Raw genomic sequence first — 15,994 nt, 5'->3', positions numbered from 1 at the left:
GCGCCAAATATGCTCCCCCTCTGGGGAGCTGGCCCGAAGGGCCTGAGGGGGACTTTGACTCGAGCCCGCCGCGCCGAACGAGCCCCGCAGGCTTGCAGTCCCCCTCCGCCGGCTACGCCGTCCTCAGGAGGGCAGGATCAAGTCGCCACGCATCCCCCTCCCCCGCTCATCCCGGCGAAGGCCGGGCCCCAAGCCGCGCCCCAGCGCCCGCCCCCGCTCGCGCTCGAACCCCGCGCCCCACCCCGACCCCGTCATCCCCCAACCCCGTCATCCTAGGCCTTGTGCCTAGGATCCATGGCGAAAGGGTCGGTCTGGGCCCGCCAGCATGCGCGCCAGCGCCAAGCACCTCCTCTCGCAGCAAGCAGCATGCGGCATGCGGTGGGAGGCCCTCAGAATTCCACCTGCTTCGATACCCACGTGCGGATGGCCAGTTCTTCAGTCCGGACACGGTGTTGAGTGTTTCCAGATAGAACACTGGCTCGCTCAATTACTTCTTGGGAGCCAACTCCATCATAGAGCTCGCGGATCGACTCGTGGTTGGCGTTGGTCACAAGCACCATAGCGCCGCGCTTAGCGGCGCGGACGACCGCATCGCGAAGGCGTATCTGGTCCGCCCACGAGAATATCTTGTCATTATATTTGAGAAATCCGTTCAGGTTGTGCTTCACGGTATACGGCGGGTCGACGAAAGCAAAATCTCCGGACTCTGCGGTGTCGAGCGTGGCCTCAAAATCTTGGTGAAGGACTTGGGCGGACATAAGCATCCGGCTCATCGATAAGAAGTCGTCATTCGGAAGAACAACATTCGTCTTGGTCCCAATGGGAACATTGAACTCGTTCTTGCGATTCACTCGATAAAGCCCATTCCAGCAAGTTCTGTTTAGGTAAATTAACCAGGCGGCCCGCTCGATTGGGTCGGTTGGCTTGCACGCGCGTGTCGCGTAGTAGTGCTCGTGGCAATGCCTTTCGTGGTGCAAAGCGAGAAGCGCGACGACTGCGCCGGGCGCTGATCGAATGGCCTCGTAGCAGTCGATCAAATCCTGATTGAGGTCAGCGAGAAGGGCGCGCGCTGGCTTGAGCGCAAAATACATTGCCCCACTGCCCAGGAATGGCTCGATGTAGCGGCCGTATTCCTCCGGCACCATGTGCATGCAACGGTTCACGAACCATCGCTTGCCACCAGCCCACTTCAGGAAGGGGGCCACCGCATGGTCGGAAGGCAATTCAACGCCTGGAACCACGATATCAGTCACGCCGGACAAAGCCCCCACAGCCCGACCCGCTCGTGGCTCGACAGCACATTGAGGCGTCCCTCCATACCGAAGGCGACATTGTTGACCGATTCCAAAGAGGTCGGGTTGGTCGCTTCGACATCAGCAAGCTCGTCGAGCGAGGATTTGACGTCAGCCCACAGATCGCTAAGCGTCGTGGGGGGAGAGCCCGCCGGCCACAACCCGCGCGCCTCTCCGACCTTCTGCCACCAAAACGACAGCGTATCGGCAGCAAACCCGGCCTGCTGAAGAAGGTCTTGGGCCGAACCGGTAGCGATCCGGAGAAGAAGCACCGCTCGCGAAAGGACAGCGCACGAGTCAGTTGGTGGCGACCCAGGCGCGACAGTCGAGTACCTAAAGATCAATGGGTCCGTAGGTGCCACTTGTCGGAGGAGGAATTGCTCGAGTCTGTCAGCGGTCGCAGTCGCAAAGCTTTGCGCATTAACGGTCGTCTTGATCAGGGCGACGAAGTTGGGATCGGTCGCGGCGGGGGTCTTGCCTGTGAGGCCGAGAAAGTAGCGCTCTAGCGCAAGTCGAAGGATGTGCCGGTCGATTTGCTCGAAGCTTGACGCCGCGCTCGGCTCCAAAGCGCTCCAAGTGTCTCGGACGAACTCGAGGCTGTCCTTTACTGGAGCATCCCAAGTCGTGGGTATGCCGTCTGGCCGATAGCTGGAATCGTTGCGAGCGTCACGATCCTTGGAGGCAATGCCGAGATCCATACCCCACTGCATGAACCAGTCCCTTGCCTGAGGGGCCAACGACGACGCCCCCCCCTGAGGCTGGAACCAACTCTCCAAGCTTCGCCCTTCGGGCCGAACCAAGCTCGCGAACAGCGTGCCCGACCCGGGTTGCTGCGCCCAATGTTCAAGCGCCAACCAAGTGGTCACATGCGTCCCTTGCCCGAAGTTGAGCCTGCTGGTGCTATTGACAGCAGGGATGGCGAAATGACGAGTGTTGAAAATTCCAATACCGGCACTGGCCATCAGTGACATCGCAGCGCGCAACTCAGCATAGTAGGCAAGGTGCAAGGCTCGGTGTGCGTCACCGGCCAAGAGACATGAAACGGCACGGCCGAGATAGCCCCACCCGTCGTTCGCATGGAGGCTCGCGCTTGCCGCGATGTACTGAGCTAGGTTGCGGCGCTTGACGGCGGTGGTTGGAGCCTTCTTGAGACGCTCCACCACATCCTTTGCGTAGTGATTGCTCTTGCCGATCCAAATCTCTCGCTTGAGAAATGGCTTGAGACCAGCTGTTGTCATCTCAACGTCGGATCGGGACAGCGCGGCGATTGTCGCCTTGTCCGCGGTGCCAAGTGCAGCAGTCATGACTTGCCAATGAGCCGCTTGGCAGTATCGCCGACGTCGCCTTGGACGGTAGCGAGGTGTTCAAGAAGCTGCGTGCGCAGTTCCTTATAACCACCGCTACCACGGAAAACGAGCTTCGCTCGTCGCAGCCCTTCCTCAAGGCCTGGGGTCGCACTGGTGCGCCAGTCGAAAGTCGCCAACGCTTTCCCAATGTCAGTGACGAAGGCGGCGAATTCCTCGCCTGCCAAGCTTTTGAGCGACGCCTCAACTACGCCAATAGGATTCGGGGCTGATCGCTCGTCAGGAATCCATCTATTAAGCTTGAGCAAGCTGGCGCGCTGATAGCATAGGTCGTTTACGACCTGAAGGAACCCGCGAACGCCTTGGTCGGTGCAGATGAGCGAAAAGGGACCATAGAAGGCCAAGTCGTCTGTGGCTTTCAATTCCTCGGGACGAGCAGGTTTTTCCTCTCCCTGCTTAGCGGGATTTCTCAGTGCGACGGCCCACTCTGCCAGCGACTCGCGGACATTGGATTTCAGCGCATTCCAGGCAAAAATGAGGAATGCCGCTTGTTGAGCACGGCTCCAACCGAGAACTTCACCCTGCTTCTTTGAACGTCCGCCAAAGAGGCCGCCAGTAGAACCCGATCTGCCGTCCCAAGATCGGACGAACGTCGCAGTCAGAGAATTTATCCAGGCGCTTTGGCTGACCCAGCGGTTTTGCCGCTCGCCGAGCATGTTGATGCGATCATACCAGGCGCTTTCTGGATACGACCAAAGGATCTCGGTCAGTTCCTGCGCACGCGTCTGTCGATAGATTGGGTGGCCTTCAGCTCTGTCGAGCCAGTCTTCGTTTCGCAGGAGCGGGTAGAGATCGAAAGCCAAGCTGGAGTTGATGCGCTTCGGCTTGATGTTGATCGTCCAGAACAGGTAGGCCTGCCAACTTATGTCGAGGCCGACGAACGCGACAACGGGCAGTTCAAAGTTTTCGAGCTGGGAAGCGCCCTCGAAAGCCCAAAGTCTGTGTTGGCCGTCGATCACCTCAAAGGGCGGCAGTGCTGTAGGAGCCCAGTTGGCGGCCCAGGCTTTGTAAGGAAGTTGGAGACGAGGACTTCCACCAACATCGACGACGGTCACGAGATCCGCGTCAGCGATCTTCGTGCCATTGCGCTCATCGCCTTTGACTAGCACGTTCAGAACGATTGCCGTCGGCAGCCAGCCTGGCTTACGCAGATCGTTGAATTCTGCACTGGCTCGCTTGGCGTCGCTCAGCGTCGACCAGGGATATCCGTATTCAACGAAGCGAGTTATTTCCTCGGAGCGCTCCGGGTCGTGTTGACGCTGAATACCAAGGTCGTCAGTACGTGGCGCGGCGTCCTTCGCCACGCGGCGAACGATGCCAGACAGGCTCCGCAACTCGCGCGCCGGCAGCGAGAAGAGGTAGAAAAACTCTGCGGGCTTTGCGCGGTGTTCTTCTGGATCGAAGTCGATCTTGTTCCAACCCGGCAGCCATTGATTGACGGTCAGAACAGGGATTTGCCTTGGCGCGTCACCCGTCACAATCCCACGCTCCCCACGACCCAAGGTTGATATATCCAATCTTATTCCCTGTTTCTTCTATGCCGGTCGAGTTTGCAAGGCGTCGGCACCGCGAATTCCCCCTTCACTGCGCACGAACCCAAAGTCGCCTAGGAGCCGGTCGCAGCCCCCCTTCTGCGGTGGAGCCCCGTCAATTCCCTTGACTCCCTCCTCGATCTATGTTCTTGTTTTGTTCATGGTCGATCCCGAGGAGATGCAGGACAGGCACGCCGCTCAGTTGGCGGAGTTGGCCGCGCTGGGGATGTCCCTGGCGCGGGACCTGTCGGCCCGGGCCGGGGCGGTGGCCAGCCTTGAGGAGGCCGAGGGCCTGGCGCTCGCCTTTCATCGGATCGCCCGCACCGTGCGCCTGACCCTGGCGCTGGAGTCCCGGCTCGCCCGCGAGCAGGGCGAGGTGCGGCGCCTTAGCCGCATCCACGTGCGCGAGATCAACGAGGCCCGCTCGGGCCAGGTCCGCCACGCCCTGGCCCGCGACATCTGGAACGAGACCGACGGCGAGGACGCCGAGGCCCTGATGGAGGAGCTCGACGAGGCCCTGGCCGAGGACGTCCTCTTCGGCCGCCTCCTATCCGCCCCCGTCGAGACCACCATCGCGCGCCTGCGCGCCGACCTCGGGCTTCCCAAAACCGACCTGGCTGACGGCGGCGACAATCCCCTCCCCGATCCCCCGGCCGCCAACGACCGGGCCGCGGCCGATCCGGCGTCCGCGTTCAGCGCGCGCGCCGAGCCCAGAGCCCCGCCGCCCCTCCCCTCCGGCTGACCCCGCGCCCCACCAAAGCGCACCTCATCCTTCTCCCCCTTGCGGGAGAAGGTGGCCTTCCGGAGGAAGGTCGGATGAGGGGTCTCTCAAACCTCTCAACCTGCACCCGTCATCAGCGCTTTCGAGGCGGACGGCGTCTTCGACCCCTCACCCGCCCCCTCTCCCGCCAGGGGAGAGGGACGCGTGGTCCTGAACCTCCTGTCACCCAAACCCCACACCCGCCGGCGCAATAGGGCTAACGGCCCGGTCGCCGGGAACCTCCGCCGTGGCTGGCGCGTAGGTTTTCCATGGGTCGGCCGCGGGCCGGCCCGTCAGGCGGATCGAGCGGGAGACGAGGACCATGACGGCCTCCCTGAGCGTGGTGAGCGACGAGGCCCAGGCCGCGCCGGGGCGGCCGGAGGGCGTGGCCGACAAGGTGCGGCGGTTGCAGGACGAGGCCCGGACCCTCGCCCGCGAACACGTCGGCGAATTGCAGCGGCTGCTGCTCGCCGTCCAGCGGGTGAGCCTGGAGGTGGCCGACGGCGGCGAGGCCTATCCGGCCGGGGTGCGCGAGCTCTCCCGCCGCCTGGCCGAGGACACCGACGCGCGCCTGCAGACCCTCGAAGCCATCCTCTCGCGCCACCACTAGGCGCCCCTGCCGCCCCGCGATCCGCCCGTCCGCTCGCCCCCTCCACCGCTCCGCGGTCCCCCTCCCCCGCCGGGCGGGGGAGGAGAGCGAGCCCCGCCCGCCGCACATTCTCCTCCCCCTCAGGGGGAGGGGGACCGCGAAGCGGTGGAGGGGGCGACGCCGGCCCATCGGCACGCCCGAAGCCGCCACGGCCCCGAAGGTCGCCAACCCCGCCCCCGTCGGCTAAGCTTCGCCGACAGCCGAGGCCGACGAGGACGCCGCCGATGGACTGGAAGTTCCTGTTCCTCACCGCCGAGGGGCGCATCCGCCGCCGCGACTTCTGGATCGGCTTCCTGATCGTCACGGTCGCCAGCGTCGTGCTCAACATCCTGCCGGTGCTGGGCCAGATCATCGGCCTTCTGCTGATCTGGCCGCAGGTCTGCCTGGGCGCCAAACGGCTGCACGACATGGGCCGCACGGCCTGGCTGATGCTGGTCCCGTTCGCCGTGGCCGTGGTCTGCATGACCCTGGCCGTCACCATCGCCGGGGCGGGCTTCGTCGCCGCCCTGGTGCTCGGCGCGAGCCAGGCCGGCCACGCGGCCGCCGGCTCGGCCCTGGCCGGGCTCGGCGCGGCCTCGGCGATCATGAGCCTGGCGATGTTCGCGGGCCTGGGCTTCCTCCTGTGGGTGGGTCTCACCCCCACCGAGCCGAACGAGAACCGCTACGGCCCGGTCCCGCCGCTTCCGGCCGGGCCTGACGCGCCGCCGCCGTCGGGACCGCCCCCGTCAGCCCCGATCGTCGAGGGCTAGGCGAGCAGGTCGCGGTATTCGGGGCTGCGCCGCAGCCAGGCGGCCGCGTAGCCGCAGATCGGCGTGATCTTCAGGCCGCGGGCGCGGGCCTCGCCGGCCAGCGCCGCCATCAGCCGGCCGGCCGCGCCGGTGCCGCGCAGGGCGGCCGGCGCCTCCACGTGGTCGATGACCAGGCGGCCGTCCCTCAGCCGATAGTCGGCCCAGGAGGTCATCCCCTGCTCGTCCATCTCGAAGCGGCCCGCGGCCGCGTTGTCGCGCAGTTCGTTCGTCATGCGTCTTGAACCTCTCGCCGGACGCCGCGTTCCCCGCTAGCTTGGCGTTCCCTAAGCTGGGGTGTAGCGCGGAGGTCGCAAGATGCGTTGGTATATTGGGGCGGCGGTCCTGTCGGCGTCGGCCCTGGCGCTGGTCGCCTGCGGCAAGAAGGAAGGCGGCAAGGCCGAGGGCGGGCTGAGCGTGGAGAAGGCCGCGCCGCAGAACCCGGCCGAGGTCGCCGCGCCGCAGCGCAAGCCCGGCCTGTGGAAGATCACCACCACGGCCGCCGGGGTCACCCAGACCATGCGCCTGTGCACCGACGCGGCCACCGAGGCCAAGTTCTCCGTCTGGGGCGGCCAGGCCTCGAAGGACATGTGCTCGCATCAGGACATGAAGCGCGCCCTGTCCGGCGACATCGAGTTCACCTCGACCTGCGACATGGGCTCGGGCGGCAAGACCACCACCACCGGCACGATCAGCGGCGACTTCAACAAGAGCTACACGGTCAGCGCCACCACCGTCACCGAGGGCGCCGGCGCCCCGCAGATGAACGGCAAGCGCGAGATGACCATGCAGGCCGACTGGCAGGGCCCCTGCCCGTCCGACTTCAAGCCCGGCGACATGGAGGTCGCCGAGGGCATGAAGTTCAACATCCTGGAGATGAGCGCGATGAAGGCGGCCGGCCAGTAGGCCGCCGCCCGTCGCGGCCGGTTCAGACCAGTTCCACCGCCATGGCCGTGGCCTCGCCGCCGCCGATGCACAGGCTCGCCACGCCCCGCTTGCCGCCGCGGGCCTGAAGGGCGGCCATCAGGGTCGCCAGGATCCGCGCGCCGGAGGCGCCGATCGGGTGGCCGAGCGCGCAGGCGCCGCCGTTGACGTTGAGCTTGTCGCGCGGGATCGCCAGCTCCTTCTCGGCGATCATCGCCACCACGGCGAAGGCCTCGTTGACCTCGAACAGGTCGACCTCGTCCACGCTCCAGCCGGCGCGGGCCAGGGCCTTGCGGATCGCCGGCACCGGCGCGGTGGTGAACAGGCCCGGCTCGTGGGCGTGGGCGGCGTGGGAGACGACGCGGGCGACGACGTTCAGCCCCAGCTTCTGCGCCGTCGAGGCGCGGGTCATCACCAGGGCCGCGGCCCCGTCGCTGATCGAGCTGGAGTTGGCGGCGGTGATCGCGCCGTCCTTGGCGAAGGCCGGCTTCAGCCCGGGGATCTTGGCCGGATCGGCCTTGAAGGGCTGCTCGTCCACGCCGACGGTCTCGGTCCCCTTGCGGGTGGCGACCTCCACCGGGACGATCTCGCGGGCGAAGGCGCCGCTCTCGCTGGCCTGGCGCGCCCGCGCCAGGCTGGTGATGGCGAACTCGTCCATCGCCTCGCGGGTGAACTGGTAGGCCCGGGCGGTCTCCTCGGCGAAGGAGCCCATCAGCCGTCCCGGCTCGTAGGCGTCCTCCAGCCCGTCCAGGTACATGTGGTCATAGGCGGTGTCGTGGCCGATGCGCGCGCCCGAGCGGTGCTTCTGCAACAGGTACGGCGCGTTGGTCATGCTCTCCATGCCGCCGGCGATCACCACGTCGACGCTGCCGGCCGCCAGGGCGTCGTGCGCCAGGATCGCGGCCTGCATGCCCGAGCCGCACATCTTGTTGACGGTGGTGGCCTGCACCGACTTGGGCAGGCCCGCGCCCAGAGCGGCCTGGCGGGCCGGCGCCTGGCCAAGGCCGGCCGGCAGCACGCAGCCCATCAGGATCTGCTCCACCGCGGCGGGCTGCAGGCCCGCGCGCTCGACGGCGGCCTTCACCGCCGCGGCCCCGAGCTCGGTGGCCTTGACCGGGGAGAGCGCGCCCTGGAAGCCGCCCATGGGCGTGCGGGCGTAGGAGGCGATGACGACGGGATCGGAGGCTTGGGTCATGGGCGACAGATGCCCCCGCGGCCCGCCTCGTTCAAGTCGCCGCAGCGTCAGGCGGCGGCGCGCGTGGCGGCGATGAAGCCGCCGCCCAGCACGCGGGTCGGCGCCTCGGGCGCGTAGAGCGCGCAGGCCTGGCCCGGCGCCACGCCTTCCTCGGCCGCGTCGAACACCACGCCCGGCGCGCCGTCCACCATCGCCAGCCGTCCGGCCGCCGGCTCGCGGGTGGAGCGCACGCGGGCCAGCACCGGCCGGCCGGCCGCCGCCGCGGCTTCGATCGAGCCTTCGCCGCCCAGCCAGTTGGTCTCCTTCAGCGCCAGGGACGCCGTCAGCAGCGCCTCGCGCGGTCCGACCACCACCTGGCGCCTGTCGGCGTCGATGCGCACCACGAACAGCGGATCGCCCACGGCCACGTTCAGCCCGCGGCGCTGGCCGATGGTGTAGCGCGTCACCCCCTCGTGGCGGCCCAGCACCCGGCCGTCCAGGTGGACGATGTCGCCCGGTTCGGCCCCCTGCGGGCGCAGGCGGTCGATCACAGTGGTGTAGCGGCCCTCCGGCACGAAGCAGATGTCCTGGCTGTCCGGCTTGTCGGCGACGCTGAGGCCCATGGCGGCGGCCGCGCGGCGCACCTCGCTCTTGGGCAGGCCGCCCAGGGGGAAGCGCAGGTCAGCGAGCTGGTCGGCCGTGGTGGCGAACAGGAAATAGCTCTGGTCGCGCGTGTGATCGGCCGCGCGGTGCAGCTCGGCGCCGCCGGCCGCCTCGGCGCGGCGCACGTAGTGGCCGGTGGCCATGGCGGCGGCCCCCAGGTCGCGGGCGACGTCCAGGAGGTCGCGGAACTTCACGGTCTGGTTGCAGCGCACGCAGGGGATCGGCGTCTCCCCGCGCAGGTAGGCGTCGGCGAAGTCCTCGATCACCTGCTCGCGGAAGCGGCTTTCGTAGTCGAGCACGTAGTGCGGCACGCCGATGGCGTCGGCCGCCGTGCGCGCGTCGTGGATGTCCTGGCCCGCGCAGCAGGCGCCCTTCTTCTGGATCGCCGCGCCGTGGTCGTAGAGCTGCAGGGTGACGCCCACCACGTCGTAGCCGGCCCGCGAGAGCAGCGCGGCGGTCACGGTGGAGTCCACGCCGCCGGACATGGCCGCGACCACGCGCGCGCCGGCGGGCAGGCCCACGGCCTCGCGCGCGGCGGCGAGCACGCCGTCGGGCAGGGCGTCGGTCTTGAGAAGGGCCTCGGTCATGGCGCCTATGTAGCGTCTCGCCCCGCCCGATGCGAGGTGGCGGCGCGTTTCACGCCAGCGGCAAGTCCCCGCATGACGACGCAAGAGAGTCGCAAATCCGTGATTCCCGCGTCACGCGAATTGTCGTAAGTTAACAAGGTCATCCGGAGGTCGACCTGGGCGCCGGACGGCGTGGTGACCTGAGTTCTCCCGCCTGGGCGTTCGGGAGACGTCGAATGAAGACGTACCGTCTCTATCTGCTCAACCGCGAAGACCGCATCACCGATGCGCTGGAAGGCCTGTTCGCCGACGACGACGCGGCCTTGGCCAGGGCCGAGGCCGCCCGCGACGGCCACTACGCCGTGGAGGTGTGGAGCGGCGCGCGGCTGGTCGGCCGGCTGGGCGAAGAGTTCCTGCTCCGCCCCCGTTGACCGGCGCCCTAGCTGGCGGGCAGCAGGTTCAACAGGCTGCTCTGCTTGAGGCTGCTGTAGACCTGGGCCGCGGCCTGCACCGACAACTGCGCCTGCTGCAGGCGCGTCGCAGCCGCGGCCATGTCGGCGTCGGTGATGTCGCCGATCATGGTGCTGAGGCTGTCCTTGCGGTTGGACAGGTCGGTCTTCACGCCCTCCACGCGGCTCTGCGCCATGCCGTTGCGGGCCACCACGTCGACCGTGTCGCTGTGCAGCTTGTCCCAGTCCTTGAGGATGCCTTCCAGGAACGTGCGCTGGTTGTCCGTCAGCGGGCCGCCCAGCGGGCCGTCCGGCCCCTCGTTGAAGGCCTCGATGGACTGATAGGCCGTCAGGGTGGCCGTGCCGATGTCGCTGGCCAGCAGGCCGGTCTTCACCGAGGTGGCGTCGTCCACCTGGGCCTTGGTGACGAAGTCGTCGTTGTGAAAGAAGTCGGCGATCACCGCCGGCGGCGTCGTCAGGTCCGACAGGGTCTCGGCCGACACCGGCTCGGTGTCGATCTGCCCGCCGGAGAAGATGTACTTGCCGCCGTAGCGGGTGTTCATCGCCTGCACGCCGTTGCGGAAGTTGCCCTCGAGCTCCAGCATCAGGTTGTCGCCGCGGCCGCTGGCCAGCGCCGAGGCGATGGCCTCGCGCGTGGAGCTGGTGGAGTCGGCGAGCTGGTTCAGGGCGAAATCCTGGGTCGACAGCTTGTCGGCGATCAGACGGTTCTGATCCAGGTAGCTGGAGGTGCGCGCCTCCAGCGAGCGCATCGCCGTAAGGATCTCCGAGGAGCGCGCGTACTCCTTCAGATTGGTGCCGTTCTTCTGGGTCGACACGGTGATGCCGGCCTCGACCTGCCTCTGCTGGGCGGTCATGAGGTTGGCGAGAACAGCGCTGTAGTTGCCGACGGTCGAGACGCGGGTGCTCATGGCTTTTTGCTCATCAGATCATGTTCATCAGCGTGTCCATCAGGTCCTTGGACGCCTGGATCACGCGCGCTGAAGCCGAAAAGGCCTGCTGGTAGGTGGTCAGATTGACCAGTTCCTCGTCGATGTTGACGCCCTCGACGGCCTGGCGGCGGTTGGTCGCCTCGGTCTTCACCGCTTCGGCCCCGCTCTTGCGGGTCTCCGCGGCGGCGGCGTCGCGGCCGATCGCGCCGCCGAACTCGGAAGCGTAGCGGGTGAGCGTCATGGACACGTCGCCCAGGGCGCCGGCGGCGGAGAACGAGCCCACCACGTCGCCCGCAGCGGCCAGGCCGAGCGCGCCGGTGCCGTCGCCCGGCCGGATCGCCGGCTGGCCGGCCCCGACGCTGAGGTCCAGCTTGGCGAAGGCGAGCTTCGTCGGATCATCGACGATGCCGCTGTCCACATAGAAGTTGTTGGCGCGACGGGTGCGCTCCAGGGTGCCGACGCCGAACAGCACGCTCAGCGAAGGCCCGTTCACGCCCCAGTGGGTCTGGTCGCGCACGACCGACAGCGACGCATTGGTCGGCGGCGAACCGCTGAAGGTGAGCGCGCCCTTGGAGTCCAGGGAGAAGGAGCCGTAGAGCCCGACGCCGTTGGTGTTGTCGTTGAGCGCGGCGATCAGCGCGTTCATGTCGCCCGACGCCGGCATGGTGACGGTGATGTCGCGCAGCGGCTTGCCGTCGTCCTGAGCCAGGCGGAAGGTGATGGTGTCGCCCGGCACGAAGCCGGCGGGGTCGGTTCCGGTCAGGCCCGTCTCGTAGCTCGACATGCCGGACGAGCGGATCACGTCGTTCAGGCCGAAGAACTGCGAGAAGCCACGGCCCGCCTTGTCCGAGGTGCCCTCGTCGATGGCGACGCCGCCGCTGTTGGCCGAGATGCTGAGCACGCCGTTGGAGAAGCTGGCCGTGCCCTGGCCGGACAGGGCCGTCTGCAGGCTGGTCAGGAAGTTCGCCGCGGTGAAGGCCGGGCCGGCGGCGCCGTCGACGGTCATCGTCCCGGCGTCGAAGTCGATGTCGACCTGGCGCGTGACCACGCCGCTGGAATCGACGATGGCGACCGAGGTCTTGCCGGTGAAGTGGTCGAACACCGTCGGGTCGTCCAGGCCCGTGTTGCGGCCGGTCAGGGTGGCGGGCGCGGGGACGGAGGTGGCGGCGTTGTGGGCGCGGTTGATCTGCTCGGCGGCGCGGGCGACGAATTCGCCGAGCTGGTCGGCCATGCCCGGAAGCTTGGTGTCGCGCAGGTCCATCAGGCCGCGCAACTCGCCGCTGCCGATCTCGATGGCGCGCGGATTGCCGGTGCCGCTGGCCGGCTGGATGGTCACATAGCCCTTGGTGGCGTCGGTGCGGTTGTAGCTGAGCTGGGCCGCGCCGTCGCCGGTGAGCAGGTAGCCCTCGGTGGAGCGAACGGTCACCCCGCCCTCGTCGCGCTGGCTGACCTGCACGTTCATCAGCGTGGACAGCTCGTCGATGAGGTTGCTCTGGATGTTTTCGGCGCCGGAGCCGTCGGCGTTCACCAGCTTGGCGCGGCTGATGTCGGTGTTCAGGTTGTTGATCTGCGTCAGCAGGTCGTTGATCCGGCTGACGTCGGCGGTGATCTGCGAGTCCACCGTGCGGCCGAGTTCGGAGAGCTGGTCGTTGATCCGGCCGGCTTCGCTCAGGAAGTCCTGCATCGCCGCCACCGACTGGCCGCGGGCCAGGCTGGAGGACGGATCGTCGGCGGCCGTCGAGAAGGCCGACCAGATGTCGTCAAGCCGGCTGAAGAAGAAGTTGTCGCCGCTGGGGTCGCCGAACAGGCTCTGGGCGTTGTCCAGGTACTGGGCGGTGATGTCCCACCGGCTGGCGTCGGACGAGGCGGTCAGGCTGGCCAGTTGCAGGTACTGGTCGGTGACCCGCTTGATGCCGTTGATCGCCACGCCCATGCCGCGCCCGTCGACGACGAGCTGCGACTGGTCGACGGCCTTGCGCACGTAGCCGGGCGTGTTGACGTTGGCGATGTTGTCCGAGACCGTCCGCAGCGCCGTCTGCGCCGCGACGAGCCCGGATGTCGCCGTCTTCATGGCGATGCTTAGCGACATCTCTTAACCCTCCGCCCGGCAAAGGCTGACGCTCAGCCCGGCTATTTCTGCCGGGGCTATGCTGAACGCCCGCGCGAGGGGCCCGAAAAAATCCTGCGTTTTCAATGGGGCGCTCTCTAAGTCCCATTTGGTTCGTAACCTTCCGCGCAAGAGCGGCGCCAGGATTGTCACAAACGGCGTGAAATCTCGGCCACGGGCGCCGGATCGAGGCCGGACGGTTACGTTCGGCAAGGTTTCGGACGGTCCCGGCAGATCGGCAGGGAACGACCTATCGGCGCGGAGTCGATCGGCAAAAACAGCCGCCAGGCCCGATCGGACGCGATGGCTGAAATCCATCATATCCATATTTTTCAGATAGTTAGATAGGAGCTGAAAACTGGCGCGGAGGTTGCTCCGTACTCGCCGAATGAACGCGGCGCAGTAGGCGCTTTCCCCCTTCTTGGACCTCACAGCGCCAGGTCATGCCCGCGGCACCACCGATCCTTCCCCCCGCCCCAGGCGCCGCCCAGCCGGCGACCGCCCAAGGCGCGTCCAACGCCCAGAAGGGCGCCGCCACCGGCTTCCAGGCCGTCGTCTCGGCGCTGTTCGGAGCCGCCGCGACCGCCGCCGAAGGCGCGGCCGCCGGTCAGACCGCAAAGGCCGCAAAGGCCGGGAACGCGCCCGCCGCGGGCGGCGACGGCAAGAAGGCGCAGGGCGCAGACGTCGACAAGGACGCCGGCTCGGCCGACGCCCAGGCCCTGGCGGCCGCCCTGCTCGCCGGCGCCGCCGTTCCCGCGCAGACCCAGGCCCAGGCGACGCCCGCGGCCGGCGCCGTCGGCGATGCGACCGCCGCCGCGGCCAAGGGCCAGGGCGACGCCGCCGCCCAGGCCGCCCAAGCGCTGCTGGCCCAGGCCGGCAAGCAGGCCAAGACCGACGCCGATCCCACCGCCGCCGCCACGGGCCAGGCCGTCGACGCCAATGCGCAGGCCAAGGGCCAGCAGCCGGCCCTCGGCGACCAGAAGGCCAAGGCGACGCCGGCCACGCCAGCGATCCCCGCCTCACAGACGGCCGGCAAGGCCCAGCCCGCCGTTCCCGCGACCCCGGCGACGCCCGCGGCCCAGGCCCAGACAGCGGCGCCGGCCGCCGCGCCCGAAACACCCACGGCCCAGGCGCCGGCGGCGGAGGCGGCGATCGAGGCCGCCCAGCCGGCCGTCGAGACCGCACAGGCGCCGCAGGCCGAGGGCGCCAAGCCCAAGACCGGCCAGCCGGCGAAGACCGCCGACGCGACCACCGACGCGACCACGGTCGCGCCGACGCAGACCGCGCCCGCCGACGCCGACAAGGCGCCCCACCCGCTCAATCCGGTCGTCCAGGCCGACGCCAAGCTGGGCGACAAGCCCGCCGCGAAGGCGGCGCCGCCCCTGGCCGAGGCCGAGACCACGCCCCAGGCGCCGGTCGCCGACAAAGCCGAGGTCCAGCCCGCGCCGCCGTCGGTGGCCGCGGCCGCGACATCGACCGTGCAGCCCGCGGCCGTGGCCGTGGTGCGCGGTTCGCCGGAGACCGTGGCCAGCCTGTCGGCCGAGATCGTCAAGAAGCTGGACGGCCAGTCCACCCGCTTCGACGTGCAACTGGATCCGGCCGGCCTGGGCAAGGTGGACGTGAGCGTCCAGATCAACCAGCACGGCCACATCTCGGCGGTGCTGAACTTCGACAACCCGCAGGCCGCGGCCGAGCTGCGCGGCCGCTCGAGCGAACTGCACCAGGCGCTGCAGCAGGCCGGCTTCGACACCTCCGGCGGGCTGTCGTTCAACTCCGGCGGCGACCAGGACCAGTCGAACCTGGCCGGCCAGCAGCAGCAACAGCAACAGGGCGACCCCGGCGGCTGGCGCGGACGCGCCTTCCAGGCCGCCCTGAACGTCGCCGGCGAGGCCGCGGACAGCGCGATCGCCTCCGGGCCGGTTCAATATCAGCGACGCCAGGCCGCCGGCGTCGATATCCGAATCTGAGGAGCAGGCCATGGCCGTCGATCCGACAGCATCATCCGGAGGGACTTCCGCAACGTCTTCGGGCTCGGCGACGCTCGCCGGCCACCAGGCGCTGGCCAGCAACTTCGACACCTTCCTGTCCCTGCTGACGACGCAATTGAAGAACCAGGACCCGCTGTCGCCGCTGGACTCCACCCAGTTCACCCAGCAGCTCGTGCAGATGAGCGGCGTGGAGCAGCAGCTCCTGACCAACGACCTGCTGCAGAGCCTGGTGAACACCGCCGGCCGCGGCATCGCCGACGCGGTGAGCCTGATCGGCAAGGAGGTGCGCGCGGTCAGCGACGACGCCACCATCCAGAACGGCAAGGCCACCTGGGCCTACAAGCAGGACCGCGACGCCTCGGCGGTGAAGGTCGAGGTGCTCGATTCCACCGGACGCGTGGTCCACGCCGAGAACATCACCGACACCGCGGCCGGCGAGCACAGCTTCACCTGGAACGGCACGGACCTGACCGGCAAGCAGCTTTCGGACGGCGGCACCTACACGCTGCGGGTCACCGCCGTGGACGGCAACGCCAACACCGTGCCGACCACCACCTACATCGACGGCCCGGTGACCGCGGTCGAACAGAGCGACGGCCAGACCCTGATCACCGTGAGCGGAACCAAGGTGGTCTGGGACAAGGTCACCAAGATCGCGACGGCCGGCGACGGCTCAACTTCTTCGTCCTCGTCGACGACGGACAACACCAACAACTCAACGGACACGCAAACGTCGTCCTCCACGGCGGCCTGACCGGCGCCTCACGCAGAACGCGCGACCCAGAAAAGAG

The 15,994-nt window shown here is 68.2% G+C and carries 15 protein-coding genes; 7 read left to right on the top strand and 8 right to left on the bottom strand.

The features are described 5' to 3' along the window. Window positions 1–389 precede the first annotated feature (389 nt). From ACE3TA_RS06700 to ACE3TA_RS06690, 3 genes are read right to left on the bottom strand one after another with little or no spacing between them, the layout of a single operon-like run. Window positions 390–1,253: a DNA adenine methylase gene (locus tag ACE3TA_RS06700; protein ID WP_374571809.1), complete on the bottom strand. Its 864-nt coding sequence runs from the start codon at window positions 1,251–1,253 to the stop codon at window positions 390–392. After that, window positions 1,250–2,596, bottom strand: a complete 1,347-nt coding sequence (locus ACE3TA_RS06695) for a hypothetical protein (RefSeq protein WP_374571807.1) — start codon at window positions 2,594–2,596, stop codon at window positions 1,250–1,252. Before ACE3TA_RS06695 ends, ACE3TA_RS06700 begins: the two co-directional genes overlap by 4 nt. Then, window positions 2,593–4,173 (bottom strand): DGQHR domain-containing protein, encoded by a 1,581-nt coding sequence (locus ACE3TA_RS06690; protein ID WP_374571805.1) that lies wholly within the window; start codon window positions 4,171–4,173, stop codon window positions 2,593–2,595. The genes ACE3TA_RS06695 and ACE3TA_RS06690 overlap by 4 nt, the downstream gene beginning before the upstream one ends. 175 nt (window positions 4,174–4,348) lie before the next feature. Between ACE3TA_RS06690 and ACE3TA_RS06685 the strand changes: the two genes are divergently transcribed. From ACE3TA_RS06685 to ACE3TA_RS06675, 3 genes are all read left to right on the top strand, one after another. Then, complete coding sequence (locus tag ACE3TA_RS06685) at window positions 4,349–4,930, top strand: hypothetical protein (RefSeq protein ID WP_374571803.1); 582 nt, start codon at window positions 4,349–4,351, stop codon at window positions 4,928–4,930. Window positions 4,931–5,270: 340 nt separating this feature from the next. After that, complete coding sequence (locus tag ACE3TA_RS06680) at window positions 5,271–5,558, top strand: hypothetical protein (protein WP_374571801.1); 288 nt, start codon at window positions 5,271–5,273, stop codon at window positions 5,556–5,558. A gap of 263 nt (window positions 5,559–5,821) precedes the next feature. Then, the gene (locus ACE3TA_RS06675; RefSeq protein WP_374571799.1) at window positions 5,822–6,346 is read left to right on the top strand and encodes a DUF805 domain-containing protein; all 525 of its coding nucleotides are present in this window, start codon (window positions 5,822–5,824) and stop codon (window positions 6,344–6,346) included. On the opposite strand, the gene ACE3TA_RS06670 is transcribed toward ACE3TA_RS06675, so the two are convergent. Next, window positions 6,343–6,618 (bottom strand): GNAT family N-acetyltransferase, encoded by a 276-nt coding sequence (locus ACE3TA_RS06670; RefSeq protein ID WP_374571797.1) that lies wholly within the window; start codon window positions 6,616–6,618, stop codon window positions 6,343–6,345. The two genes, ACE3TA_RS06675 and ACE3TA_RS06670, sit on opposite strands and share 4 nt — an antisense overlap. A gap of 82 nt (window positions 6,619–6,700) precedes the next feature. Between ACE3TA_RS06670 and ACE3TA_RS06665 the strand changes: the two genes are divergently transcribed. After that, window positions 6,701–7,288 (top strand): DUF3617 domain-containing protein, encoded by a 588-nt coding sequence (locus tag ACE3TA_RS06665; protein WP_374571795.1) that lies wholly within the window; start codon window positions 6,701–6,703, stop codon window positions 7,286–7,288. Window positions 7,289–7,310: 22 nt separating this feature from the next. On the opposite strand, the gene ACE3TA_RS06660 is transcribed toward ACE3TA_RS06665, so the two are convergent. Continuing rightward, window positions 7,311–8,501 carry an acetyl-CoA C-acyltransferase gene (locus ACE3TA_RS06660; protein WP_374571793.1) on the bottom strand — a complete coding sequence of 397 codons (1,191 nt, stop codon included), beginning with the start codon at window positions 8,499–8,501 and terminating at the stop codon, window positions 7,311–7,313. 47 nt (window positions 8,502–8,548) lie between these two features. Continuing rightward, window positions 8,549–9,730, bottom strand: coding sequence for a tRNA 2-thiouridine(34) synthase MnmA (gene mnmA / locus ACE3TA_RS06655; RefSeq protein ID WP_374571791.1), 1,182 nt, complete (start codon window positions 9,728–9,730; stop codon window positions 8,549–8,551). Between the two features lie 215 nt (window positions 9,731–9,945). Here mnmA and ACE3TA_RS06650 point away from each other — a divergent pair, with 215 nt between their 5' ends. After that, a complete protein-coding gene (locus ACE3TA_RS06650) occupies window positions 9,946–10,140 on the top strand; it encodes a hypothetical protein (RefSeq protein ID WP_374571789.1) in 195 nt (64 codons plus the stop codon). Between the two features lie 8 nt (window positions 10,141–10,148). Here ACE3TA_RS06650 and ACE3TA_RS06645 read toward each other — a convergent pair whose 3' ends face one another. After that, a complete protein-coding gene (locus tag ACE3TA_RS06645) occupies window positions 10,149–11,087 on the bottom strand; it encodes a flagellin (RefSeq protein WP_374571787.1) in 939 nt (312 codons plus the stop codon). A 13-nt stretch (window positions 11,088–11,100) separates the two neighbouring features. Then, window positions 11,101–13,197, bottom strand: a complete 2,097-nt coding sequence (gene flgK, locus ACE3TA_RS06640) for a flagellar hook-associated protein FlgK (RefSeq protein WP_374571785.1) — start codon at window positions 13,195–13,197, stop codon at window positions 11,101–11,103. A gap of 461 nt (window positions 13,198–13,658) precedes the next feature. On the opposite strand from flgK, the gene ACE3TA_RS06635 reads away from it, so the two are divergent. Together ACE3TA_RS06635 and ACE3TA_RS06630 are read left to right on the top strand one after the other, a co-directional pair. Further along, the gene (locus tag ACE3TA_RS06635; RefSeq protein WP_374571783.1) at window positions 13,659–15,182 is read left to right on the top strand and encodes a flagellar hook-length control protein FliK; all 1,524 of its coding nucleotides are present in this window, start codon (window positions 13,659–13,661) and stop codon (window positions 15,180–15,182) included. Between the two features lie 10 nt (window positions 15,183–15,192). After that, on the top strand, window positions 15,193–15,957 hold the full coding sequence (locus ACE3TA_RS06630; protein WP_374571781.1) for a flagellar hook assembly protein FlgD: 765 nt from the start codon (window positions 15,193–15,195) through the stop codon (window positions 15,955–15,957). Window positions 15,958–15,994 lie beyond the last annotated feature (37 nt).

Source organism: Phenylobacterium sp. (genome assembly GCF_041916435.1).
Classification (GTDB): Bacteria; Pseudomonadota; Alphaproteobacteria; order Caulobacterales; family Caulobacteraceae; genus Phenylobacterium.
Note: the sequence above shows the minus strand (reverse complement) of the source record. Positions and strands in the feature narration are given on the sequence as shown.